We start from the raw sequence: 24,525 nt of genomic DNA on the forward strand, positions 1-24,525 counted from the left end.
GCGCACTCCGCGGCGCGCACCGCGCCCGGACACCGGCCGCGCTCTCCGCCCGGGCCGCGTGTCCGGGGCCCTCGCGGATGAGGCGAGAATGGGGGCATGAGCGACAGCCCATCCCCTCTCGCCGATCCGCACACCACCTTCGACCCGGTCGAAGGCCACCGGGACGTCGTCGTCCTCGGCTCCACCGGCTCCATCGGCACGCAGGCCATCGACCTGGTCCTGCGCAACCCCGACCGCTTCCGCGTCACCGCGCTGTCCGCCGCCGGCGGCCGGGTCGACCTGCTCGCCGAGCAGGCCCGGCGGCTGCGGGTGCGCACCGTCGCGGTCGCGCGCGAGGACGCCGTCCCCGCGCTCCGGGAGGCGCTCGGGGAGCGGTACGGGACGGGCGAACCGCTCCCCGAGATCCTCGCCGGACCCGACGCGGCCACGGACCTCGCGGCCTCCGACTGCCACACCGTGCTCAACGGCATCACCGGTTCCATCGGCCTCGCCCCGACCCTCGCCGCGCTCACGGCCGGCCGCACGCTGGCGCTCGCCAACAAGGAGTCGCTGATCGTCGGCGGCCCGCTGGTCACGGCGGTGGCCCGGCCCGGCCAGATCATCCCCGTCGACTCCGAGCACGCCGCCCTCTTCCAGGCGCTGGCCTCCGGGACCCGGGCCGATGTCCGCAAGCTGGTGGTGACGGCCTCGGGCGGTCCCTTCCGCGGCCGTACGAGGGCCGAACTGGCGCACGTCACCCCCCAGGACGCCCTCGCCCACCCCACCTGGGCCATGGGCCCGGTGATCACGGTCAATTCCGCGACCCTGGTCAACAAGGGCCTCGAGGTGATCGAGGCACATCTTCTTTACGACATTCCCTTCGACCGGATTGAGGTGGTCGTCCACCCCCAGTCGTATGTTCACTCGATGGTGGAATTCAGCGACGGCTCGACCCTGGCCCAGGCGACCCCGCCCGACATGCGCGGGCCGATCGCCATCGGTCTGGGCTGGCCCCAGCGGGTACCCGACGCCGCTCCGGCGTTCGACTGGAGCAAGGCGTCGAGCTGGGAGTTCTTCCCGCTCGACACCGAGGCGTTCCCCGCCGTGGGTCTCGCCCGCAGGGTGGGCGAACTCGGCGGTACGGCCCCCGCGGTGTTCAACGCCGCGAACGAGGAGTGCGTCGACGCGTTCCTGGCGGGCCGGCTGCCGTTCAACGGCATCATGGATACGGTCACCGAGGTCGTGGAGGAACACGGCGGGGCGCACGGCCACCCCCGCGAAGGGACCTCGCTCACGGTGGCGGACGTCCTCGAGGCAGAGACCTGGGCCCGGGCCCGGGCCCGGGAGAAGGCGGCGACATTGGCAGCGACATCGGGCGAACAGCAGCCGGCGGAGGCTCGCGCATGACGATTCTGTTGACGGTCCTCGGCATCCTGGTGTTCATGGCCGGACTGCTCTTCTCCATCGGCCTGCACGAACTCGGCCATCTCTCCACGGCCAAGATGTTCGGGATCCGGGTGCCGCAGTACATGGTGGGCTTCGGACCCACCATCTTCTCCCGGCGCAAGGGGGAGACGGAGTACGGGATCAAGGCCATTCCGTTCGGCGGCTACATCCGCATGATCGGCATGTTCCCGCCGGGCCCCGACGGCCGGATCGAGGCGCGTTCCACCTCGCCGTGGCGCGGGATGATAGAGGACGCGCGTGCCGCGTCCTTCGAGGAGCTGCAACCGGGCGACGAGAAGCGCCTGTTCTACACGCGCAAGCCCTGGAAGCGCGTGATCGTGATGTTCGCGGGTCCGTTCATGAACCTCGTCCTCGCCGCCGTGATCTTCATCGGCGTGGCGATGAGCTTCGGCTTCCAGACCCAGACCACCGAAGTGGCCGGTGTGCAGAAGTGCGTGATCGCGCAGAGCGAGAAGCGCGACACCTGCGCCAAGGGCGACCCGGTCTCGCCCGCCCAGGCGGCCGGGCTCAAGGAGGGCGACAAGATCGTCGCCTTCAACGGCGAGCACGTCGAGGACTGGGCCACGCTCTCCGACCTGATCCGCCGGACGATCGGCCCCGCCAGCATCACCGTCGAGCGCGACGGTACGGAGCGGGTGCTGCACGCCACGCTCGCCAAGAACATGGTGGCGAAGAAGGACTCCGACGGAGAGGTGGTCCCGGACCAGTACGTGCCGGCCGGCTACCTCGGCTTCGCCGCCTCCACGGAGATCATCCCGCTGTCCTTCGGCCAGTCCGTCGAGCGGATGGGCACGATGATGGAGGACGGCGTCCACTCGATCATCGCCCTGCCGTCCAAGATCCCCGACCTGTGGAGCGCCGCCTTCGGGGACGGCCCGCGCAAGGACGACTCGCCGGTCGGCGTGGTCGGCGCGGCACGGATCGGCGGCGAGGTGATGACGCTGGACATCCCGGCCCAGAACCAGATCGCGATGATGCTGTTCCTGCTGGCCGGATTCAACCTCTCCCTCTTCCTCTTCAACATGCTGCCGCTGCTGCCGCTGGACGGCGGCCACATGGCGGGCGCGCTCTGGGAGTCCCTGCGGCGTTCGCTGGCACGCCTGTTCAGGCGGCCCGACCCCGGCCCGTTCGACGTCGCCAAGCTGATGCCGGTCGCGTATGTCGTCGCCGGCATCTTCATCTGCTTCACGCTGCTCGTCCTGGTCGCCGACGTCTTCAATCCCGTCAAGATCAGCTGACCGGGGAGCACGGCGCGGGCCCGGCGTCCGGGTCGGTTTCCCACCCCTCCGCGCGGCCGGACACGAGGTGTGTCCGGCCGCGTGTTTTCGCGGTGGACCGGGGCCGGGATGTGCTCCGCGGACGGGCGGTGGCGTAATCTCGGGTGACGGAGCCCGCCGATCTCGGGACCTTGATCCACAGCTTGGGGTTGCACAGCAGATGACTGCTATTTCTCTCGGAATGCCGTCCGTTCCGACGAAGCTCGCCGACCGAAGGGTCAGCCGTCAGATCCAGGTCGGGAACGTGGCCGTCGGCGGGGACGCGCCCATCTCGGTGCAGTCGATGACGACGACCCGGACCTCCGACATCGGCGCGACGCTCCAGCAGATCGCCGAGCTGACCGCCTCCGGCTGCCAGATCGTCCGGGTGGCGTGCCCCACCCAGGACGACGCCGACGCACTCGCGACCATCGCCCGCAAGTCGCAGATCCCCGTCATCGCGGACATCCATTTCCAGCCGAAGTACGTGTTCGCGGCGATCGACGCGGGCTGCGCGGCGGTCCGGGTCAACCCGGGGAACATCAAGCAGTTCGACGACAAGGTCAAGGAGATCGCGAAGGCCGCCGGCGAGACGCGCACCCCGATCCGTATCGGTGTGAACGCCGGCTCGCTCGACGCCCGGCTGCTGGCGAAGTACGGCAAGGCCACGCCCGAGGCGCTCGTGGAGTCGGCGCTGTGGGAGGCGTCGCTCTTCGAGGAGCACGGCTTCCGGGACATCAAGATCTCCGTGAAGCACAACGACCCGGTCGTCATGGTCAACGCCTACCGGCAGCTGGCCGCGCAGTGCGACTACCCGCTGCACCTCGGCGTCACGGAGGCCGGCCCCGCCTTCCAGGGCACGATCAAGTCCGCGGTCGCCTTCGGCGCGCTGCTCAGCGAGGGCATCGGGGACACCATCCGCGTCTCGCTGTCGGCGCCGCCCGCCGAGGAGGTCAAGGTCGGCATCCAGATCCTGGAGTCGCTGAACCTGAAGCCGCGCCGCCTGGAGATCGTCTCCTGCCCCTCCTGCGGGCGCGCCCAGGTCGACGTCTACAAGCTGGCCGACGAGGTCACGGCGGGCCTCGAGGGCATGGAGGTCCCGCTGCGCGTGGCCGTCATGGGCTGCGTCGTGAACGGGCCGGGCGAGGCCCGGGAGGCCGACCTCGGCGTCGCGTCCGGCAACGGCAAGGGGCAGATCTTCGTCAAGGGCGAAGTGATCAAGACCGTACCCGAGTCGAAGATCGTGGAGACGCTCATCGACGAGGCCATGAAGATCGCCGAGCAGATGGAGAAGGACGGCGTCGCCTCGGGCGAGCCGCAGATCTCGGTCAGCTGAACCGGACAGGACCCGGGGGCCGGCCGGACCGGCTCCCGCACCGCGGCGTCCCGCGGCCGTGAACCGGGTACACGGGTCATCGGCAGCGGGACTCCGCCGGGTGCGGCGGGGGCCCAACACGCCAGGTACAGTGCGGAGAATCAGCAGACCGTATGGTGAGGCCCCTCGTGTTGACGCAGACCACCACTCGGGTCCTCGAACCCGGCGATCTCGGCGCCGCGCTCGCCGTACTGGAGAGCGAGCCCGTCGCCAACGCCTTCGTGACCTCCCGTGTCCAGGTCGCCGGGCTCGACCCCTGGCGCCTCGGCGGCGAGATGTGGGGCTGGTACGACGGCGGGCGGCTGCGCTCGCTGTGCTACTCCGGCGCCAACCTCGTCCCCATCTGCGCCACCCCCGACGCCGTGCGCGGCTTCGCCGAACGGGCCCGCAGGGCGGGCCGCCGCTGTTCCTCGATCGTCGGCCCGGCCGAAGCCACCGCGTATCTGTGGCGTCTGCTGGAACCGAGTTGGGGCCCCGCCCGCGAGGTCCGCGCCCATCAGCCGCTGATGGTCACCGAACAGGCCCCCGCCACCGTGCGGCCCGATCCCTACGTCCGCAGGATCCGCAAGGACGAGATGGACGTGATCATGCCCGCCTGTGTGGCCATGTTCACCGAGGAGGTCGGCGTCTCGCCGCTCGCCGGTGACGGGGGACTGCTCTACCAGGCGCGCGTCGCCGAACTCGTCGGATCCGGGCGGTCGTTCGCCCGCATCGAGGACGGACGGGTGCTGTTCAAGGCCGAGATCGGCGCGGCCACCTCGCACGCGTGCCAGATCCAGGGCGTCTGGGTCCACCCCGAGTACCGCGGTCACGGACTGTCGGCACCGGGCATGGCGGCGGTCATACGCTACGCGCTGGCCGATGTCGCGCCGGTGGTCAGCCTGTACGTGAACGACTACAACACCCCGGCCAGGGCCGCCTACCGGCGCGTCGGCTTCCGTGAAGTGGGCGCCTTCATGAGCGTGCTGTTCTGAAAGTAGGGTTCGGCCCATGCCGATCATCCCCGGGGCCGCCCCCCGGACCCCCGACGTCCAGGTAGGGCCGGTCAATCTCGCCGCACGGGTGAACGAGGCACTCGCCGTGCAGGCCCTCGCGTTCGGGCTCGGCGAGGACGAGATCGAGGTACGGCGCCACATCGTCCTCCGACACACCATGTACCCGGGCTGCCGCGCCCTCGCCGCGACCACCGGCACGGGGCGCCTGGTCGGATTCGTCTACGGAATGCCCAACGAACGGTCCCACTGGTGGTCCACGGTCGTCGAACCGTATCTGCGCGCCACCGGCACCGACGGCTGGCTCGACGACTCCTTCGCGATCACCGAACTGCACGTCCACCCCGAATTCCAGGCCCGGGGCATCGGCCGTGCCCTGATCACCGCCCTCACGGACGGCGCCGCACAGCCCCGGTCCATCCTGTCCGCGATCGACACGGAGAGCCCGGCCCGCCGGCTCTACCGCTCACTCGGGTACGTGGACCTCGCCCGCCAGGTCCACTTCCCGAGCGCGCCCCGGCCGTACGCGGTGATGGGCGCCCCGCTGCCGCTGCGCCGGGCCGAGTGAGACGGGGCGGGGGCGACCGGGTCCGGAGCGTTACTGATTTCCGCCTGCCGCCATGCCCCGGCTAACCTCCAGGGCATCAGCCGAGAGAACGCAGGAGAGCACCCCATGTCCCAGGTCCAGCGCATGTCCCGTTTGATGGCCAAGACATTGCGCGACAACCCGGCGGACGCCGAGACGCTCAGCCACCAGCTGCTCGTCCGCGCCGGATACGTCCGCCGCACGTCAGCGGGCATCTGGAGCTGGCTGCCGCTGGGCAAGAAGGTGCTCGACAACATCTCGCGCGTCGTACGCGAGGAGATGGACGCGATCGGCGCGCAGGAGGTGCTGCTCCCCGCGCTGCTGCCCCGGGAGCCGTACGACGCGAGCGGGCGCTGGGACGAGTACGGCGACCTGCTGTTCCGCCTGAAGGACCGCAAGGGCGCGGACTACCTCCTGGGCCCGACCCACGAGGAGATCTTCACCCAGGTCGTCAAGGACCAGTGCACGTCCTACAAGGACCTGCCGGTCATGCTCTACCAGATCCAGACGAAGTACCGCGACGAGGCCCGGCCGCGTTCGGGCGTGCTGCGCGGGCGCGAGTTCCAGATGAAGGACTCGTACTCCTTCGACACCACGGACGAGGGCCTCGCCGAGTCGTACGCGCTGCACCGCGAGGCGTACCGCAAGATCTTCGCCCGGCTCGGCCTCGACTACCGCATCGTGTCGGCGGTGTCCGGCGCGATGGGCGGCTCGGCGTCCGAGGAGTTCCTGGCCCCCGCCGCCGCCGGCGAGGACACGTTCGTGGACTGCCCGAACTGCGACTACGCGGCCAACACCGAGGCCGTCACCTTCGCCGCGCCGGCCCCCGGGACCACCGAGCACGGCCCCGTCGAGGAGCTGGACACCCCCGACACCCCGACCATCGAGACGCTCGCCGAGCACCTCGGCGTGCCGGCCTCCGCGACCCTGAAGAACCTCCTCGTCAAGGTCGACGGCGAGATCGTCGCGGTCGGCGTGCCCGGCGACCGCGAGGTGGACCTGGGCAAGCTCGGCGAGCACCTGGCGCCCGCGGTGGTCGAGCTGGTCTCGGCGGAGGACTTCGAGGACCGGCCCGACCTGGTCCGCGGCTACGTCGGTCCGCAGGGCCTGAAGATCCGCTACATCGCCGACCCGCGGGTCGCGCCCGGCACCGCCTGGATCACCGGCGCGAACAAGCCCGACACCCACGCGCGCGATGTCGTGTGCGGGCGGGACTTCGAGGTGGACGACTACCTCGACGTCGTCGTGGTCGAGGAGGGCGACCCCTGCCCGGTGTGCGGTACGGGCCTCAAGCTCGACCGCGCGATCGAGATCGGCCACATCTTCCAGCTCGGCCGCAAGTACGCGGACACCTTCCAGCTGGACGTCCTCGGTCAGCAGGGCAAGCCGGTGCGGGTGACCATGGGCTCGTACGGCATCGGCGTCTCGCGCGCAGTGGCGGCGCTGGCCGAGCAGACGGCGGACGAGCAGGGCCTGTGCTGGCCCCAGGAGATCGCCCCGGCGGACGTCCACGTGGTGGCGGCGGGCAAGGCCCTCCAGACCGAGCTGGCCCTGGAGATCTCGGACCAGCTCGCCGCGGCGGGTCTGCGGGTGCTGGTGGACGAGCGGCAGGGTGTCTCGCCGGGTGTGAAGTTCACCGACGCGGAACTGATCGGTGTGCCGCACATCGTCGTGGCGGGGCGGCGCGCGGGCGAGGGCGTGGTGGAGCTGAAGGACCGGCGGACGGGGGAGCGGGAGGAACTGCCGGTGGCGGAGGCGGTGTCGCGTCTGACGGCGCGGTAGCCGCCGGGTCCGCTGGCGCGGTGCGGGTGCGGGGGGCGGTGCCGTCCGGCGGTGGGTGGTGCGGGGGCCGGGGCCTCCGGAGGTACATGTCCGGACGGCATGATTTACGACGCGCATGAGGCGGACGTGTGATGCCGGGCGGTCGTCGCGCGTCACACATCACGCTTTAGTGTCCGGACACGCACCTCCTGCGACCCCGGCCCCCTCCCGCCGGTGGTCACCTGCGGGCCGCCGGGTGGTTTCGGTCTGGCCGGTGGGACGCGAGCCCCGGAACGGCCTCCGGCGACAACCCGCACACGACCACCGGCCCCCACCGGCCACGCACCCCGCAGGGTCAGAGCCAGCTCGCGAACTCCAGCAGCACCTCGCCCGCCTGCCGCCGCCCCGCCCGCAGCGCGCGCATCGCCGACTCCACCGAGCGGTACCGCGTCCAGCCCCGTACTCGCTCGGCGTCCAGGTCAAGGGAGTCCGCCAGCCTGGTGATCCGGCGGCGGGCCGAGGAGGGGCCCGAGGCGGCGGCGACCAGGTCCTCCGCGCGGTCGCGGGCCAGGCGGGCGAGGTCGTAGGCGCGTTCGCCGACCAGCGGGTCGGGGCCGACGGCCAGCCACGGGGCGCGGTCGCCCGCCAGGACCTTGCCCTGGCGGAACGCGCCGTGCAGCAGCAGCGTCTCCGTCGCGGTGGCGCACAGTTCCTCGCGCGTCTCCAGCGCCGCCGGGACCAGCTGGGCCACCGACTCGTCCGCCGCCGCGGCGGCCCGCAGCTCCGCCGCCTGCCGCGCCGTCCGGTCGGCCACCGTCTCGAAGCGGTGGCCCTCCGGCGGCTCCACCCACAGCCGCCGCGCCGTCCCCGCCGCCTCCAGCAGCGCCTTCGCCTCGGGCAGGGAGCGCAGCGACAGCTCCGGGTGCAGCCGCTCCAGCAGGAGCGCGTCGTCCGCGGTGCCGGCGGGGTCGAGCAGTTCCTCCGCGCCCCAGCCCTTCCAGTGCGCCAGCGCCGCGCGCTGGAGTTCGGGCGCCGCGAACGGCGGGGCGATCTTGAGCGTCGCGGGGCTGCCGTCGGGCCTGCGGACGAGCACCATCAGACTGCTCATGCCGCCCGGCGCCACCACCCGCTCGACCTCCAGCCCGCGCCGGGCCGCCGCCTGGCCGGCCAGCGTCGGCAGCCGCCCGATCCACTCGGCCACGGCGCCGTCCCCGTACCTCTCGCCGAGGGTGCGCGCCAGTCGCTGGGGCGGTTCGAAACCCATACGCGCGGTGATCCCTTTCCAAGATGGTTCGGCGAGCCCTCGGGGCGGGCTCACGCACGCTCGGCGAGCCCAGGAAAGGCTACGCCGGTGCCGCGCCAGCGCGCCGCGCGGACCGCCGCGTCCCGGAGCGCGCCCGCCGCCTCCCGGCGCAGCGCCCCCCGCGAGGCCCGCACGAGGTCGGCGTAGACGGCCGCGATCCGGTCCTCCAGCACGGTGGCCAGCCGCACGGCCGAGGCCGAGTCGGGCACCGCGAACGGCAGGGCGTACGCGGCCTCGGCCGCGCGAGGCTTCCCGCCGAGGTCGCGGACCGTGCGCGCCAGCGCGTCACGGCGCGCACGGTGCGCGTCATGGGCGGCCGCGGCCTCCGCGCGGCGCGCGGCGTCGATCCGGCCGCCGACGACCCCGTATCCGTACACCGCCGCGTGCTCCGCGGCGAGCGCGGCCGTGGCCGCCTGGAGGGCACCGGTGCTCAACTGCCGAATCCTTCCGTCAGCAGGTACGCGTGGGCGGCGCCGGCGGCCGCCACGGAGGCCAGCAGCCGGGCCAGTTCGGGCGGCGCGTCCACGAGCGCCGCCGTGTGCCGGTCCGCCGTGCCGCGCTCGGCCGCGGCCAGGGCCCGCAGCGCCCGCCCGGGGTCCGCGGCGACGGCGGCGGTGCCGGCGCTCGCCGAGGGGGACGGGGCCGTCGAGTGCGGCGGCGTCAGCGCGGTCACCTGCCGGGCCACCGCCGTCCGCAGGGGCGTGAGCCGGGCGCGCTCGCCGGGGTGCCGGGCCAGCACCGCGTCGTACTGACGCAGCAGCTCCCGACTGGTGTTCGCGGAACGTCGGCGCAGTGCCTCCTCGGCCCGCGCGGCCTCGGCCGTTCCGTCCCGTCCCGATGTGTCGGCGGAGGAGCAGGCGGTCAACAGGCCCGCGCCCAGGGCGATGAGCGCCCCTCGGCGGGTCGCCGCCCCGCGTGATGTCCCCCGTGCCGGCCCCGTGCGCCCCACGCGTCTCTCCTCAGGGACTAGAGATGATCATCATAGGGAGCGTACCCGCGGTCACTCGAAGGTGGACGGCAACACCCCTGGGAACCGGATACCCTTTGATCTGACACACGACGATCCCACAACAGCACACGCGGCCGAGGAGTCACCCGGATGAGCACCACCCAGAGCGAAAGGCTGCGCGGACTGCTGGAACCGCTCGTCAGCGCGAAGGACCTGGATCTGGAGGAGATCGAGGTGTCCCGGGCGGGCAGGCGACGTGTGCTGAGAGTCGTGGTCGATTCGGACGAGGGCGTGGACCTCGACGCGTGTGCCGAGCTGAGCCGCACCATCTCCGACACGCTCGACGCGTCGGACGCGATGGGCGAGGACGAGTACCAGCTCGAAGTGACCTCCCCCGGCGCCGAGCGCCCGCTGACCGAGCGCCGCCACTACCTGCGCGCCACCGGCCGGCTGGCCCGGTTCCACCTGCACGAGGGCGGCGAGCTCGTGGCGCGGATCCTGGACGTGGACGACGCGGGTCTCGATCTCGAAGTGCCGGGCGTGAAGGGCCGCAAGCCCACCGCCCGCCGGGTGGAGTTCGGGCAGATCGCCAAGGCGCGGGTCGAGGTCGAGTTCAGCCGCAAGGACAAGAAGGAAGAGGAGGCGTAGCCGTGGACATCGACGTGAAGCTCCTGAAGGGGCTGGCACAAGAGAAGGAGATCCCCTTCGATCTGCTGGTCGAGGCGATCGAATCGGCCCTCCTCATCGCCTACCACCGGACCGAGGGCAGCTACCGCCGGGCCCGGGTCGTGCTCAGCCGCGACACCGGCCACGTCACGGTCTGGGCCACGGAGGACCCGGCGGACCTGGAGGAGGGCCAGGAGCCCAAGGAGTTCGACGACACGCCGTCGGACTTCGGCCGGATCGCGGCCACCACCGCGCGCCAGGTCATCCAGCAGCGGCTGCGGGACGCCGAGAACGACGTCACCTTCGGGGAGTACGCGCGCCGCGAGGGCGATGTGGTGGCCGGACTGGTGCAGCAGGGCAAGGACCCCAAGAACGTCCTGGTGAAGCTGGACGACAAGCTGGAAGCCATCCTTCCGGTGCAGGAGCAGGTGCCGGGTGAGGAGTACACGCACGGCCTGCGGCTGCGGACGTACGTGGTCCGCGTCGCCAAGGGCGTGCGGGGCCCGTCGGTGACCCTGTCCCGTACGCACCCCAACCTCGTGAAGAAGCTCTTCGCGCTGGAGGTCCCCGAGATCGCGGACGGTTCCGTCGAGATCGCGGCGATCGCCCGCGAGGCCGGCCACCGCACCAAGATCGCCGTGCGGTCCACCCGCTCCGGGCTCAACGCCAAGGGCGCCTGCATCGGCCCGATGGGCGGGCGTGTGCGCAATGTCATGGCCGAGCTGCTCGGCGAGAAGATCGACATCGTGGACTGGTCCGACGACCCGGCCGAGATGGTGGCGAACGCGCTGTCGCCGGCCCGGGTCAGCAAGGTCGAGGTGGTGGACCTCGCGGCCCGTTCCGCGCGGGTGACCGTGCCGGACTACCAGCTCTCGCTGGCCATCGGCAAGGAGGGCCAGAACGCCCGACTCGCCGCCCGGCTCACCGGCTGGCGCATCGACATCCGCCCGGACACGGAGCGCACGGACGACGACGGCGAGCGCTCCGGAGCGCGCTCCGGCGGCGACCCGGCGTGATCTTCTGATACGGAGCGTGTTCGGCCTCTACCCCACAGGAGCGGGGCCGGTGCGGGGAGGTAGACTTGATTGCGTCTGGCCGGACGAGCGACCGTGCCTGCCCTGAGCGAACCTGCGTGGGCTGCCGGAAGCGAGCGGCCAAGAACGATCTGCTGCGCATCGTGGTGATCGAAGAGCACTGTGTTCCCGATCAACGCGGTACGCTGCCCGGCCGGGGTGCTTATCTGCACCCCGCCTTGATCTGTCTCGATCTGGCGGTCCGCCGCCGGGCGTTCCCACGGGCCTTCCGGGTCCAGGGACCGCTCGACAGCGCGGAGGTACGCCGGGCCGTCGAGGAGGTCTCGGAGCGGGCCGCACCGTGAGAAGCGGGCACTGCAAGAAGAAGTACGGCACGGGACCCCGTGCGGTTCAGGTACCTCGCGAGTTGGAAGTAGGTCGAGATTGCGATGAGCACTCGATGAGTACGCGATGAGTACGCCCATGAAGTAGCGACGGTCCGGCGGTAACCGGACCTCAAAGGAGCGAAGTGGCTAAGGTCCGGGTATACGAACTCGCCAAGGAGTTCGGTGTGGAGAGCAAGGTCGTCATGGCCAAGCTCCAGGAACTCGGTGAATTCGTCCGTTCGGCGTCGTCGACGATCGAGGCGCCGGTCGTACGCAAACTTACTGACGCTTTGCAGGGGCCCGGCGGCAACGCCGGCCGGCCCGCTGCCAAGCCAGGGGCGCCCCGCAAGGCCGCCCCCAAGCCCGCCGCGCCCTCCCCGGCGCAGGTGGCGCGTCCCGCAGCCCCCAAGCCCGGTGTCCCGGCCCCCAAGCCGCCGGCCGCCGAGGCCCCGAAGAGCACCCCTTCCGCCGGTGCGCCCGCCCCCGGTCCGCGGCCGGGTCCGCGCCCCGGTCCGGCGGCGCCCAAGCCGGCTCCGGCCGCGCCCGCGGCCCCCGAGTTCACCGCGCCCCCGTCGGCCCCGGCCGGCCCCCGGCCCGGTGCCACCCCCGGCCCGCGCCCGTCCGCCCGTCCGGGCGACCCGCGCCAGGGCGGCGGCCAGGGCGACACCCGTCAGGGCGGTGGTCACGGTGACCAGCGTCAGGGCGGCCGTTCCGGCGGTGCGCGTCCCGGCCAGGCCCCGCGTCCCGGCGCCCGTCCCGCGGGCCCGCGTCCGGGCAACAACCCCTTCACCTCCGGCGGTTCCACCGGCATGGCGCGCCCGCAGGCGCCCCGTCCCGGCGGCGCGCCGCGGCCGGGCGGCCCCGGTGCTCCCGGCGGGCCGCGCCCGCAGGGCTCCGGCCAGGCCGGCGGCGGCCCCCGTCCGCAGGGCGGCGCCGGCGCGCAGTCCGGCCGGCCCAGCCCCGGCAACATGCCGCGCCCGCAGGCGCCCCGCCCGGCGGGTCCCGGTGGCAACCGGCCCAACCCGGGCATGATGCCGCAGCGTCCCGCGGCGGGCCCCCGTCCCGGTGGCGGCCCCGGCGGCCGTGGTCCCGGTGGCGCCGGCCGGCCCGGTGGCGGCGGCGGTCGTCCCGGTGGCGGCGGCGGTTTCGCCGGTCGTCCCGGTGGCGGTGGCGGCGGTGGCTTCGCCGGTCGTCCGGGTGGCGGCGGCGGTGCCCCGGGCCGTCCCGGCGGCGGTGGCTTCGGCGGCGGCGGTGGCCGTCCCGGCTTCGGCGGCCGTCCGGGTGGTCCCGGTGGCCGTGGTGGCACGCAGGGCGCGTTCGGCCGTCCCGGCGGGCCCGCCCGCCGTGGCCGCAAGTCGAAGCGGCAGCGCCGTCAGGAGTACGAGGCCATGCAGGCCCCGTCGGTCGGCGGTGTGATGCTGCCCCGCGGCAACGGGCAGAGCGTCCGGCTGTCGCGCGGTGCCTCGCTCACCGACTTCGCGGAGAAGATCAACGCCAACCCGGCGTCGCTCGTCGCCGTGATGATGAACCTCGGTGAGATGGTCACCGCCACGCAGTCGGTCTCGGACGAGACGCTCGAGCTGCTGGCCACCGAGATGAACTACGTGCTGGAGATCGTCAGCCCGGAGGAGGAGGACCGCGAGCTTCTCGAGTCCTTCGACATCGAGTTCGGCAACGACGAGGGCGGCGAGGAGAACCTCGTCGCGCGTCCGCCGGTCGTGACCGTCATGGGTCACGTCGACCACGGCAAGACCCGGCTGCTGGACGCGATCCGCAAGACGAACGTCATCGCGGGCGAGGCCGGCGGCATCACCCAGCACATCGGTGCCTACCAGGTCGCCACCGAGGTCAACGGCGAAGACCGCAAGATCACCTTCATCGACACCCCGGGTCACGAGGCGTTCACCGCCATGCGTGCCCGTGGTGCCAAGTCCACCGACATCGCGATCCTGGTGGTCGCGGCCAACGACGGTGTCATGCCGCAGACGGTCGAGGCGCTCAACCACGCCAAGGCAGCGGACGTGCCGATCGTGGTCGCCGTCAACAAGATCGACGTCGAGGGCGCGGACCCGACGAAGGTGCGCGGTCAGCTGACCGAGTACGGCCTGGTGGCCGAGGAGTACGGCGGCGACACGATGTTCGTCGACATCTCCGCCAAGCAGGGCCTGCACATCGACAGCCTGCTGGAGGCCGTGGTCCTCACCGCGGACGCCTCGCTCGACCTGCGGGCCAACCCGGAGCAGGACGCGCAGGGCATCGCGATCGAGGCCCACCTCGACCGGGGCCGCGGCGCCGTCGCCACCGTGCTCGTCCAGCGCGGCACGCTCCGCGTCGGTGACACGATGGTCGCCGGTGACGCGTACGGCCGGGTCCGGGCGATGCTCGACGACAACGGCAACAACGTCGAGGAAGCCTCCCCGGCGACGCCCGTCCTGGTGCTCGGCCTCACCAACGTCCCCGGTGCCGGTGACAACTTCCTGGTGGTCGACGAGGACCGGACGGCCCGGCAGATCGCCGAGAAGCGCGCCGCCCGCGAGCGGAACGCGGCGTTCGCCCGCCGGGGCCGCAGGTTCTCCCTGGAGAACCTGGACGAGGCCCTCAAGGCCGGCCTGGTGCAGGAACTCAACCTCATCATCAAGGGCGACGCGTCCGGTTCGGTCGAGGCCCTGGAGTCCTCGCTGCTCCAGCTCGACGTCGGCGAAGAGGTGGACATCCGTGTCCTGCACCGCGGTGTGGGTGCGGTCACCGAGTCGGACATCGACCTGGCCATGGGCTCCGACGCCATCGTGATCGGCTTCAACGTGCGCGCCGCCGGGCGTGCCGCGCAGATGGCCGAGCGCGAGGGCGTGGACGTCCGCTACTACTCGGTCATCTACCAGGCGATCGAGGAGATCGAGTCGGCCCTCAAGGGCATGCTCAAGCCGGAGTACGAAGAGGTCGAGCTCGGTACGGCGGAGATCCGCGAGGTCTTCCGCTCGTCCAAGCTGGGCAACATCGCGGGTGTGCTCATCCGCTCCGGCGAGGTCAGGCGGAACACGAAGGCCCGGCTCGTCCGCGACGGCAAGGTCATCGCGGAGGACCTCACGATCCAGGGTCTGCGCCGCTTCAAGGACGACGTCACCGAGATTCGCGAAGGTTTCGAGGGCGGTATCAACCTCGGCAACTACAACGACATCAAGATCGACGACGTCATCGCGACGTACGAGATGCGCGAGAAGCCGCGCGGCTGACGCGCGGCGGTCCCGCCCGGTGGGTCTTCCGAGGATCGAACCTCGGAAGACCCACCGGGCGGACCGACGGTCCGGGGCCGGTCGACGGACGTGAATTTCCGTCGATCGGCCCCGGCCGTTGCGTGTACGGTTCCCTGTGTTCCTGCCAACGCCGGCAGGTCTCGAACCCGTACCGGCGGGACATCCGGACAGTCATGTATGTGGGGACCCTGTCCTTCGATCTGCTCCTCGGCGACGTACGGTCGTTGAAGGAGAAACGCTCCGTCGTCCGGCCGATCGTCGCCGAGCTCCAGCGCAAGTACGCGGTGAGCGCGGCCGAGACCGGCGACCAGGAGCTCTACCGCAGGGCCGAGATCGGCCTGGCGGTGGTCTCCGGTGACTGGGCGCATCTCCGGGACGTTCTGGACCGGTGCGAGCGGATGGTCGCCGGCCGGCCCGAGGTGGAACTGCTGTCCGTACGGCGCAGACTCCACGGCGACGACGACTGACCGTCGTGAGCGCGCGCGGGCGGCCGTCCGGGGCCCCGGGGCTCCGAGGACACCGCGCCGTCCCGCGCGAGAGAAGCATCCACCCACAAGACAAGAAACCCAGAAGGAAGAGTGACGGACCGGTGACCGACAACGCGCGGGCCCGCAAGCTGGCCGATCGCATCCAGGTCGTGGTCGCGGAGACCCTGGACCGGCGTATCAAGGATCCGCGACTGGGCTTCGTGACCATCACGGACGCCCGCGTCACCGGAGACCTGCGGGAGGCCACGGTCTTCTACACGGTCTACGGTGACGACGAGGAGCGCGCCGCCTCCGCGGCGGCCCTGGAGAGCGCCAAGGGTGTACTCCGCTCCGAGGTGGGCCGGCAGACCGGGGTGCGGTTCACGCCGACGCTGGCGTTCGTCCCCGACGCCCTCCCGGACAACGCCCGGACGATCGAGGACCTGCTCGACCAGGCTCGCGCCAAGGACGCGCAGGTGCGGCAGGAGTCGACCGGCAAGACGTACGCGGCCGGGGCCGACCCGTACCGCAAGGACGCCGACGACGCCTCCGACGACGAGAACACCCATCGCCACGACGACACGGACGGCACCGCCTCGGCATGACGGATCAGCACCGGACGCCCGACGGGCTTGTCATCGTGGACAAGCCGTCGGGCTTCACTTCGCACGACGTGGTCGCCAAGATGCGCGGGATCGCACGGACCCGGCGCGTCGGCCACGCGGGCACCCTCGACCCCATGGCGACGGGCGTGCTCGTCCTGGGCGTGGAGCGCGCCACCAAGCTCCTCGGCCATCTCGCGCTGACGGAGAAGGAGTACCTCGGCACGATCAGGCTCGGACAGAACACCGTCACCGACGACGCCGAGGGGGAGATCACCTCCGCCACCGACGCCTCGGGGGCGGGCCGCGAGGCGATCGAGGCGGGGATCGCGGACCTGACCGGCGACCTCATGCAGGTGCCGTCCAAGGTCAGCGCCATCAAGATCGACGGCAAACGGTCCTACGCCCGGGTGCGCGGCGGCGAGGAGTTCGACATCCCGGCCCGGCCGGTGACCGTTTCCTCGTTCCGGCTGTACGACGTCCGGGAGGCGGTGGCCGAGGACGGTACGCCGGTGAAGGACCTGGTCGTCTCCGTCGTCTGCTCCTCCGGCACGTACATCCGCGCCCTCGCCCGCGACCTGGGCGCCGGGCTCGGGGTCGGCGGACACCTGACGGCCCTGCGCAGGACCCGGGTGGGCCCGTACGCGCTGGACGCGGCACGGACGCTCGACCAGATCCAGCAGGAGCTGACGGTGATGCCGGTCGCCGAGGCCGCGGCGGCGGCGTTCACCCGCTGGGACGTGGACGACAGGCGCGCCCGGCTGCTGCTCAACGGTGTGCGGCTGGACATGCCGGCCCTCGGGAAGGGGCCGGTGGCCGTCTTCGGCCCGGGCGGCCGCCTCCTGGCGCTGGTCGAGGAGCAGCGCGGCAAGGCCAAGAGTCTCGCGGTCTTCGGGTAGCGCGCCCGCGCGACGGGCCCGGGGCCGGCCGGCCGGCCCCGGTGGCCGATGCGGGGCGGATGCCACGGACATGGCAGTCTTAGAGCTGCGTCATCGGCGATGACGGACAGGGTTTCGGGCAGAGTTTCGGGCGAGGAGCGGTCACAGTGCAGCGCTGGCGTGGCTTGGAGGACATCCCCCAGGACTGGGGGCGCAGCGTCGTCACCATCGGCTCCTACGACGGGGTGCACCGCGGACACCAGCTGATCATCGGCCGGACCGTGGAGCGGGCGCGGGAGCTGGGCGTGCCCTCCGTCGTGGTGACGTTCGACCCGCACCCCAGCGAGGTCGTGCGCCCCGGCAGCCACCCGCCGCTGCTCGCCCCGCACCACCGGCGCGCCGAGCTGATGGGCGAGCTCGGCGTGGACGCGCTCCTGATCCTGCCGTTCACGCTCGAGTTCTCCAGGCTCTCGCCCGCGGACTTCATCGTGAAGGTCCTGGTCGACAAGTTGCACGCCCGCGCCGTGATCGAGGGCCCGAACTTCCGCTTCGGCCACAAGGCCGCCGGTGACGTCACGGTCCTGGCCGACCTGGGCGTCACGTACGACTACGAGGTCGAGGTCGTGGACCTGTACGTGACCGGCGAGGCGGGCGGTGGCGCCCCCTTCTCGTCCACCCTGACCCGCCGCCTGGTCGCCGAGGGCGATGTCGCGGGCGCGGCGGAGATCCTGGGCCGGCCGCACCGCGTCGAGGGCGTGGTGGTGCGCGGCGCGCAGCGCGGGCGCGAGCTGGGCTTCCCCACGGCCAACGTGGAGACGCTGCCGCACACCGCGATCCCGGCGGACGGGGTGTACGCGGGCTGGCTCACCGCCGCGGGCGAGCGGATGCCGGCGGCGATCTCGGTCGGTACGAACCCGCAGTTCGACGGCACGGAGCGGACCGTGGAGGCCTACGCGATCGACCGGGTGGGGCTGGACCTGTACGGCCTGCACGTGATGGTCGACTTCCTGGTGTACGTGCGCGGGCAGCGCACGTTCGAGTCCATCGAGGCGCTGCTCGAGGCGATCGGGGACGACGTGAAGCGCTCGCGGGCGCTGACCGAGGAGTACGACGCGTAGACCGGGCGCGGAGCGCTCCGGAGGGCGTGCGGACGCGTGTGACGGCCGGACGGGCGCGATTTCGGTCCGGTTAATTCGCGATTGCCGGCGTTCAATCTCTTGCGGGCCTCGACGTATCCACTGTATACACGGCGTATGAATCGAGTCGATCGAGGAGTCCACGGTGTGCCGTCGGCCGGCGCCAAAGGCGCGGACGCGCTCACCCGTGAGCTGCGCAGCCTCATTGTCAGCGGAGTTTATCCGCCGGGTCACCGGCTGATTCAGGATGAACTCGCCGACCGGTTCGGCGTGAGCCGCATTCCGCTCAGGGAGGCCATGCGCACGCTGAGCAGCGAGGGGCTGCTGACCACGAAGCCGGGCAGCGGTACGTTCGTGACACTGCTGGACCTGGACGAGATCGACGAGATCTACAATCTCCGTCGGCTGATCGAGCCGAGTTTCGCCGAGCATGTCACCGAGCGGATCTCCCGCCGGGACATCAGCCGGTTCGAGGCGATGGTCGGTGAAATGGACCGGGTCGGTGAAGTCGGCGCGGATTCCTGGTCGCGGACCAATCTCGCTTTTCACCTCGACATGTACCGGCTTTCCCGGCTGCCGCTGCGCTACGAAATCATCGCGCAGATGTACCACCGGCTGGAGCCGTACTCCCGCTTCTACGTGCACGGCACATCGGCCTACGAACGCGTCCAGCACGAACACGCCGCCATGGTGCGGGCGTTGGCCGAGGGGGACGCGGAGGAGCTGGCCCGCCAGATCGTCGCGCACATCGACGGCGGCCAGCAGGGACTGCACGGCGCGTGGGAGAAGAGCAGCGCCGCCCTGCACGCCTACTGGGCGGAGTCGGCGCGGTGACGGGCGCGGCGGGTGTGGCGGATACGGCGGAAGCGGCGGGGACGACGAGGACGACGGGGACGGCTGATATGGCGGGCATAGCGATCAACTCGGACGTCGGCGAGGGATTCGGGGCCTGGGGCCCGGCGGACGAGGGACCGCTTCTCGACCAGGTGACGGCCGCGAACGTCGCCTGCGGCTTCCACGCCGGTGACCCCGACATCCTGCGGCGCACCTGCGCGGCGAGCGCGGCCAGGGGCGTGGCGATCGGCGCTCAGGTCTCCTACCGGGACCTCGCGGGCTTCGGCCGGCGCTTCGTCGACGTGCCCGCCCCCACCCTGATCAACGAACTCCTCTACCAGATGGGCGCGTTGGACGTCTTCGCCCGTCTCGCGGGGAGCCGGATCAGCTATGTGAAGGCCCATGGCGCCCTCTACAACGTGGCGGCGCGCCATGGTGGACACGCGGCCGCGATCGTCGAGGCGGTGTCCCTGTTCGACCGGCGCCTGCCCCTGCTCTGCCAGCCGCGCACGGAGGTCTGGACCCGGGCGGTCGAGGCGGGACTGCGCCCGCTGGCCGAGGGGTTCGTGGACCGCGGCTACACCGACGAGGGCCTGCTGGTGCCGAGGTCCGAGCCGGGTGCGCTGATCACCGACCCGGACGAGGCGGCCCGGCGCGCGGTGCTGATGGCGCGGACGGGGACGGTGGTCTCGGTGTCCGGCCGGACGGTGGACATCGCGCCGCAGGGCGGAGCGCTGGCGGCGCTGTGCGTGCACAGCGACACCCCGGGCGCGGTCGCCATCGCCGCCGCCGTACGGGCAGGGCTGGCCGCCGCCGGGATCGAGAGCCGTACGCCCGCCGATGTGGCGTCCCCGGTCGCCGTCGAGAGCACGGCGAGTGCGGCGAGTGCGGGGAGCACGGTCGGCGCGAGTGGCGCGGGTGCCGTGGGTGGCACGGAGGCCGGGCGATGAGCGTGACGGTGAGCGAACCGGTGCTGCGCCGGGCGGGCGACCGCGGCTGGCTGATCGAGTGCGCCGGGCGGCGCCCGGCGCGGGTGGCCACCGCGATCAGGGAACGGCCCTGGGCCCGGGAGCTTCGGGAGATCGTGCCGGCGGCCGGGACCGTCCTGGTCGTGGCGGACGGACGGGGCGGCATGGAGCCGCTGGCCACCCGGCTGCGCGCGCTGCTGGCCGAACTGGACGAACTCGACGCGGCCGGGCGTTCCGGCGCGACGGGTACCGAGGGGGAGGGGCCGGACGCCCCGAACCGTACGGTCGTGATCCCCGTCCGCTACGACGGGCCCGATCTGCCGGCCGTGGCCGAGCGCACCGGAGTGTCCCCGGAAGAGGTCGCCCGGCTGCACGCGAGCGGCGAACACGCGGTCGCCTTCTTCGGTTTCGCGCCCGGATTCGCCTACCTGGACGGCGTACCGGAGCCGCTGCGGCTGCCCCGGCTGCCCAGCCCCCGGGCGCGGGTGCCGGCCGGGGTGGTGGCCATCGCCGGGAACCAGACCGTCGTCTACCCCGGCGGGACCCCCGGCGGCTGGCACCAGATAGGCACCACCACGATCCGGCTGTGGGACGTGACCGCCGACCCGCCCAACCGGCTGGCGGTGGGGGACCGGGTCGTCTTCCAGGCGGTGACGCCATGACGGGCGCCGCGGACTCCGGCGCCCGGCGGACCACGACGGCGGGGGCCACGACGGCGGCCTCGGCTCCGGCCGTACCCGCAGTGCCCGCGGCCCGTACGGACCGCGAGGCTCCCGCCCGTACGGACCGCGAGGCTCCCGCCCGTACGGACCGCGAGGCTCCCGCCTGTTCGGACGGTACGGCCGGTGCGGCAGCCGCCGGTACGGCCCGTACCGCGCCCCGGTCCGCCGCCGTGCTGTCCGTGGTCGCACCGGGCGTCGCGACCAGCGTCCAGGACCTGGGCCGGCCGGGCCTCGCCCACCTCGGCGTGCCGGCCTCGGGCCCCACCGACCGGCGCAGCTTCACCCTCGCCAACCGGCTCGTCGGCAACCCCGAGAACACCCCCGCCCTGGAGGTGACGATCGGCGGGCTCGCCGTCACGCTGTCCGAGGACCGGTACGTATCGGTCACCGGCGCGCCCGCCCCCGTCACCGTGGACGGGGTGCCCGTCGACCGTCCGGCGCTCGTGCGGCTGCCCGCGGGGTGCCTGCTGGAGATCGGGCGGCCCTGGGCCGGCTGCCGCAGTTACCTCGCCGTGTCCGGCGGCATCGAGGTGGACCGGGTCCTCGGCTCGGCCTCCCGTGACTGGCTCACTGGACTGGGGCCCGAGCCGGTCCGCGCCGGGACGGGCTTGCGCGTCGGAGCCGCCCGCCCGGTCCCCGCGGTGCCGCTGGAGCTGGCGTTCAGCGTCGTACCGGCCGGTGGCGCGCTGACCGCGCGGTTCCGCTGGGGGCCGCGGCACGACCTGTTCGGTGCCGCCGACCGGCGCCGTCTGACCTCGACGGCCTGGCGGCTGTCCGGGCAGTGCGACCGGGTCGGCGCCCGGCTCACCGGGCCCGCGCTGGCGATCGGCTCGGTCGATCTCGCCAGTGAGGGCATGGTGCGCGGCGCCATCCAGGTGCCGCCGTCCGGCGAGCCGATCATCTTCCTGTCCGACCACCCGGTCACGGGTGGCTATCCCGTCATCGGCGTTCTCACGGACGCCGACACCGACCTCGTCGGCCAGGCCAAGCCCGGGGACGAGCTAAGGCTCGCGCCCACGGGATGAACGGGCCGGTGAACCCACCGGTCGAACCGCATGGAACCGGTCACAACCCCTTGAGGAGATACTCGCCATGACCGCACAGCCCACCGCCCTCCCGCCCTTCCACCTGGCCATCCCGGTCGACGACATCGCCAAGGCCCGGGAGTTCTACGGCAAGGTCCTCGGCTTCTCCGAGGGCCGCTCGGACACCAAGTGGATCGACTGGAACTTCGGCGGCCACCAGGTCGTCACCCACCAGGTCGGTGACGGCCCGTCGGACACGCCGCGCGACGGCATCGCCGGCACCAACCCCGTCGACGGCCACCAGGTGCCGGTGCCCCACTTCGGACTGGTCCTGCCGGTACCGGAGTTCAAGGAACTCGCCGAGCGGCTCACGGCCGTGGGCACCGAGTTCGTGATCGAGCCGTACGTCCGCTTCCAGGGGGAGCCGGGCGAGCAGTGGACGATGTTCTTCCTGGACCCGGCGGGCAACGCGCTGGAGTTCAAGGCGTTCGCCGACATCAGCAGGCTCTTCGCCGTCTGAATCCCGGCCGAGCCGACAACGATGACGGTCATCCATGGGAGGACTGGTCCCGCGGATGACCGTCGTACGGCCCCCGATGCGATACCCGCACGCGTCTGCCATCACATCCCGCCACAGGACATGCCAGACCGGAGGACTTCATGACGAGCGTACCAACGACCGTGCCGCCACCGGCGGCCACCGCGTCGGACCGGGCCACGGCCCCGCACGGCCCCCGCAGAGCGGCGCTCGCCGCGGCGGCCGGAACCGCGATCGAGTACTACGAGTTCGGCGTTTATGGCTATCTGGCCGTCGTGCTCGGCCCCCACTTCTTCCCCGGCGACGACCCCACCGCCGCCCTGCTGTCCACCCTCGCGGTGTTCGGCAGCGCCTTCCTGATGCGTCCGCTCGGCGGCATCGTCCTCGGCAGGCTGGGGGACCGCGTCGGCCGCAAGCCGGTGCTGGTCCTCACGGTCGTGGGCATGGGCACGGCCACCATGACCGTCGGGCTGCTGCCCACCGCCGCCTCCGTCGGCGTCGCCGCACCGCTCGCGCTGCTGCTGGTCCGGCTGGCGCAGGGGTTCTTCGCCGGCGGCGAGGTGACCGGCGCGGCCACCTATCTGGCCGAGGCCGCGCCACGCGGCAGGCGCGGTTTCTTCGGCTCCTTCACCCCGGTCGGGGTGGCCATCGGCGGCGGCACCGCCGCACTGGTCGCGGGCATCGTCTCGACCGTACTGAGCGAGGCCCAACTGGAGGCGTACGGCTGGCGGATCCCGTTCCTGCTCTCGCTGCCACTGGTCGTCGTGGCGCTGATCGCCCGCAAACACCTGGAGGACTCCGAGGCGTTCCTGGCCACGAAGGAGAATCGCGCCACGGCCAAGGCCCCGTTGTCCGAGGTGCTGACGCGGCACCGCGCGCCGCTGATCAAGGTGACCCTGCTGGCCACCGGTTCCAACTGCGGCTACTGGGTCGGCCTGATCTTCATGAACATCTACCTGACCACCGACCTCGGCTACGCCAAGGACTCCACGTTCTGGATCATGGGCGGGATCGGGCTGTTCGTGGCCTGTCTGATGCCCGTCTTCGGCGCGCTGTCCGACCGGTGGGGGCGCAAGAAGGTCATCACCCTCGGCTTCGCCGGATACGGGGTCCTGGTCGTCCCGGCCATGCTGGTCATGGGTCTCGGCAGCTTCCCGCTCGCGGTCGTCGCGATGGTCGTGCTCGCCCTGCCGATGCCCATCGTGCAGTCGGTCACGTACCCGACGTACGCCGAACTCTTCCCGACCCGCGTGCGCTACACCGGACTGTCCTTCAGCTTCAACATCGGCACGATCCTCGGCGGCGGACTCAGCCCCTACCTGGCCACCTGGCTGATCTCCCGCACGGGCAATCTGCTCGCCCCCGGATTCCTGCTGATGGCGGCCGTGGTGATGGCCCTGCTGACGCTGCTCACCGTCAAGGAGACCGGCCGAGAGGAGCTGGCGTGACCGACACGGTACGGACGGACGAGGACACGGTACGGGCGGACGGCGGCACAGCACGGGCCGACGGCGGCACGGTACGCACAGGGCGGGGAGAGACCGTGCCCGCCACGCCCGGAGAGCTGCGGCGCCTGGTGGCGAGCGGCGCGTGGACCGGGCCCACGGCCGGCATCCTGGACGGCTACCAGCAGGCCAACCTGGTCGTCGTCCCGTACGACCTGGCCTTCGACTTCCTGCTCTACTGCACCCGCAACCCCGCGCCCTGCCCCGTCATCGCCGTCACCGAGCCCGGCGACCCCGTGGTGCGCCTCGGCGGGACGGAGGCCGATCTCAGGACCGCCCTGCCCCGCTACCGCGTGTGGCGCCGGGGACGGCTGGTCGAGGAGCCGCACGACATCACGGAGCACTGGCGCGACGACGCCGTCGGCTTCCTGCTGGGGTGCAGCCACACCTTCGAGGGGCCGCTGCGCCGGGCCGGGGTGCCCGTACGGTACGCGGCGGACTCGTCGGCGCCCGCCGTCTACGTCACCGATGTGGCGACCCGCCCCGCCGGGCGTCTCTCAGGACCGCTGGTGGTCAGCGGGCGGGCGATCCCCGCCGGGCTTGTCGCGCGGGCCGTCGAGGTCACCGCCCGCTACCCGACCGGGCACGGCGCCCCCGTGCACATCGGCGATCCGGCGGCGATCGGCATCGCGGACCTGGCGCGGCCGGACTTCGGGCCGCCGCCGGTGGTCGAGGAGGGGGACACCATGGTGTTCTGGGCCTGCGGGGTGACACCTCAGCTGGTGCTCCCGGCGGCGGCCGCCGACTACACGATCACCCACTTCCCCGGCCACATGTTCGTGTTCGACCACACCGTGGACCTCGCCGACGCCGTCTGAACCCGGGAGTCCGGGCCCGGGGCGCGGCACCCGTACGCGTCCGGCACC

General features: G+C 72.3%; 24 protein-coding genes. 21 read left to right on the forward strand and 3 right to left on the reverse strand.

From position 1 onward, the window contains the following. Positions 1-96: 96 nt before the first annotated feature. From dxr to ACU6P3_RS25470, 6 genes are all read left to right on the forward strand, one after another. Positions 97-1,386, forward strand: coding sequence for a 1-deoxy-D-xylulose-5-phosphate reductoisomerase (dxr, locus tag ACU6P3_RS25445; protein ID WP_447194260.1), 1,290 nt, complete (start codon positions 97-99; stop codon positions 1,384-1,386). Next, positions 1,383-2,684 (forward strand): M50 family metallopeptidase, encoded by a 1,302-nt coding sequence (locus ACU6P3_RS25450; RefSeq protein WP_447194261.1) that lies wholly within the window; start codon positions 1,383-1,385, stop codon positions 2,682-2,684. The genes dxr and ACU6P3_RS25450 overlap by 4 nt, the downstream gene beginning before the upstream one ends. Positions 2,685-2,883: 199 nt before the next feature. Further along, positions 2,884-4,038 (forward strand): flavodoxin-dependent (E)-4-hydroxy-3-methylbut-2-enyl-diphosphate synthase, encoded by a 1,155-nt coding sequence (gene ispG, locus ACU6P3_RS25455; protein WP_030753756.1) that lies wholly within the window; start codon positions 2,884-2,886, stop codon positions 4,036-4,038. A 170-nt stretch (positions 4,039-4,208) separates the two neighbouring features. Further along, positions 4,209-5,051, forward strand: coding sequence for a GNAT family N-acetyltransferase (locus tag ACU6P3_RS25460; protein WP_447198071.1), 843 nt, complete (start codon positions 4,209-4,211; stop codon positions 5,049-5,051). Between the two features lie 16 nt (positions 5,052-5,067). Then, on the forward strand, positions 5,068-5,637 hold the full coding sequence (locus ACU6P3_RS25465) for a GNAT family N-acetyltransferase (RefSeq protein ID WP_447194262.1): 570 nt from the start codon (positions 5,068-5,070) through the stop codon (positions 5,635-5,637). Between the two features lie 105 nt (positions 5,638-5,742). Beyond that, positions 5,743-7,437, forward strand: a complete 1,695-nt coding sequence (locus tag ACU6P3_RS25470) for a proline--tRNA ligase (RefSeq protein ID WP_447194263.1) — start codon at positions 5,743-5,745, stop codon at positions 7,435-7,437. Between the two features lie 334 nt (positions 7,438-7,771). On the opposite strand, the gene ACU6P3_RS25475 is transcribed toward ACU6P3_RS25470, so the two are convergent. From ACU6P3_RS25475 to ACU6P3_RS25485, 3 genes are read right to left on the reverse strand one after another with little or no spacing between them, the layout of a single operon-like run. Then, positions 7,772-8,680 carry an aminoglycoside phosphotransferase family protein gene (locus ACU6P3_RS25475; RefSeq protein ID WP_447194264.1) on the reverse strand — a complete coding sequence of 303 codons (909 nt, stop codon included), beginning with the start codon at positions 8,678-8,680 and terminating at the stop codon, positions 7,772-7,774. Between the two features lie 50 nt (positions 8,681-8,730). Further along, on the reverse strand, positions 8,731-9,153 hold the full coding sequence (locus ACU6P3_RS25480; protein ID WP_447194265.1) for a ferritin-like domain-containing protein: 423 nt from the start codon (positions 9,151-9,153) through the stop codon (positions 8,731-8,733). Then, positions 9,150-9,668, reverse strand: coding sequence for a hypothetical protein (locus ACU6P3_RS25485; RefSeq protein ID WP_344271418.1), 519 nt, complete (start codon positions 9,666-9,668; stop codon positions 9,150-9,152). Before ACU6P3_RS25485 ends, ACU6P3_RS25480 begins: the two co-directional genes overlap by 4 nt. A 150-nt stretch (positions 9,669-9,818) precedes the next feature. On the opposite strand from ACU6P3_RS25485, the gene rimP reads away from it, so the two are divergent. The 15 genes from rimP (at position 9,819) to ACU6P3_RS25560 (ending at position 24,477) form a co-directional block, all read left to right on the forward strand. After that, positions 9,819-10,316 (forward strand): ribosome maturation factor RimP, encoded by a 498-nt coding sequence (rimP, locus tag ACU6P3_RS25490; protein ID WP_030753775.1) that lies wholly within the window; start codon positions 9,819-9,821, stop codon positions 10,314-10,316. Positions 10,317-10,318: 2 nt separating this feature from the next. Further along, positions 10,319-11,350, forward strand: a complete 1,032-nt coding sequence (gene nusA, locus ACU6P3_RS25495) for a transcription termination factor NusA (protein WP_051765803.1) — start codon at positions 10,319-10,321, stop codon at positions 11,348-11,350. A gap of 116 nt (positions 11,351-11,466) precedes the next feature. Continuing rightward, positions 11,467-11,712 carry a YlxR family protein gene (locus tag ACU6P3_RS25500; protein ID WP_447194266.1) on the forward strand — a complete coding sequence of 82 codons (246 nt, stop codon included), beginning with the start codon at positions 11,467-11,469 and terminating at the stop codon, positions 11,710-11,712. A gap of 164 nt (positions 11,713-11,876) precedes the next feature. Further along, positions 11,877-14,963, forward strand: coding sequence for a translation initiation factor IF-2 (gene infB, locus ACU6P3_RS25505; RefSeq protein WP_447194267.1), 3,087 nt, complete (start codon positions 11,877-11,879; stop codon positions 14,961-14,963). Between the two features lie 194 nt (positions 14,964-15,157). After that, positions 15,158-15,451: a DUF503 domain-containing protein gene (locus ACU6P3_RS25510; protein WP_030753785.1), complete on the forward strand. Its 294-nt coding sequence runs from the start codon at positions 15,158-15,160 to the stop codon at positions 15,449-15,451. A gap of 122 nt (positions 15,452-15,573) precedes the next feature. Further along, positions 15,574-16,056 carry a 30S ribosome-binding factor RbfA gene (gene rbfA, locus ACU6P3_RS25515; RefSeq protein WP_344271434.1) on the forward strand — a complete coding sequence of 161 codons (483 nt, stop codon included), beginning with the start codon at positions 15,574-15,576 and terminating at the stop codon, positions 16,054-16,056. Continuing rightward, positions 16,053-16,952 carry a tRNA pseudouridine(55) synthase TruB gene (gene truB, locus ACU6P3_RS25520; RefSeq protein WP_447194268.1) on the forward strand — a complete coding sequence of 300 codons (900 nt, stop codon included), beginning with the start codon at positions 16,053-16,055 and terminating at the stop codon, positions 16,950-16,952. Before rbfA ends, truB begins: the two co-directional genes overlap by 4 nt. Before the next feature lie 146 nt (positions 16,953-17,098). Continuing rightward, positions 17,099-18,049: a bifunctional riboflavin kinase/FAD synthetase gene (locus ACU6P3_RS25525; RefSeq protein ID WP_344271438.1), complete on the forward strand. Its 951-nt coding sequence runs from the start codon at positions 17,099-17,101 to the stop codon at positions 18,047-18,049. A 165-nt stretch (positions 18,050-18,214) separates the two neighbouring features. After that, positions 18,215-18,901: a GntR family transcriptional regulator gene (locus ACU6P3_RS25530; protein ID WP_447194269.1), complete on the forward strand. Its 687-nt coding sequence runs from the start codon at positions 18,215-18,217 to the stop codon at positions 18,899-18,901. A 68-nt stretch (positions 18,902-18,969) separates the two neighbouring features. Next, positions 18,970-19,851, forward strand: coding sequence for a LamB/YcsF family protein (locus ACU6P3_RS25535; protein ID WP_447194270.1), 882 nt, complete (start codon positions 18,970-18,972; stop codon positions 19,849-19,851). Then, positions 19,848-20,531 carry a 5-oxoprolinase subunit B family protein gene (locus ACU6P3_RS25540; RefSeq protein ID WP_447194271.1) on the forward strand — a complete coding sequence of 228 codons (684 nt, stop codon included), beginning with the start codon at positions 19,848-19,850 and terminating at the stop codon, positions 20,529-20,531. The genes ACU6P3_RS25535 and ACU6P3_RS25540 overlap by 4 nt, the downstream gene beginning before the upstream one ends. Further along, positions 20,528-21,616: a 5-oxoprolinase subunit C family protein gene (locus ACU6P3_RS25545; protein ID WP_447194272.1), complete on the forward strand. Its 1,089-nt coding sequence runs from the start codon at positions 20,528-20,530 to the stop codon at positions 21,614-21,616. Before ACU6P3_RS25540 ends, ACU6P3_RS25545 begins: the two co-directional genes overlap by 4 nt. A gap of 67 nt (positions 21,617-21,683) precedes the next feature. Beyond that, positions 21,684-22,136, forward strand: a complete 453-nt coding sequence (locus tag ACU6P3_RS25550; RefSeq protein WP_344271453.1) for a VOC family protein — start codon at positions 21,684-21,686, stop codon at positions 22,134-22,136. A 140-nt stretch (positions 22,137-22,276) separates the two neighbouring features. Continuing rightward, positions 22,277-23,602 carry an MFS transporter gene (locus tag ACU6P3_RS25555; RefSeq protein ID WP_447194273.1) on the forward strand — a complete coding sequence of 442 codons (1,326 nt, stop codon included), beginning with the start codon at positions 22,277-22,279 and terminating at the stop codon, positions 23,600-23,602. Next, a complete protein-coding gene (locus tag ACU6P3_RS25560) occupies positions 23,599-24,477 on the forward strand; it encodes a putative hydro-lyase (RefSeq protein WP_447194274.1) in 879 nt (292 codons plus the stop codon). Before ACU6P3_RS25555 ends, ACU6P3_RS25560 begins: the two co-directional genes overlap by 4 nt. Positions 24,478-24,525 lie beyond the last annotated feature (48 nt).

This window comes from Streptomyces hebeiensis, assembly GCF_052983195.1.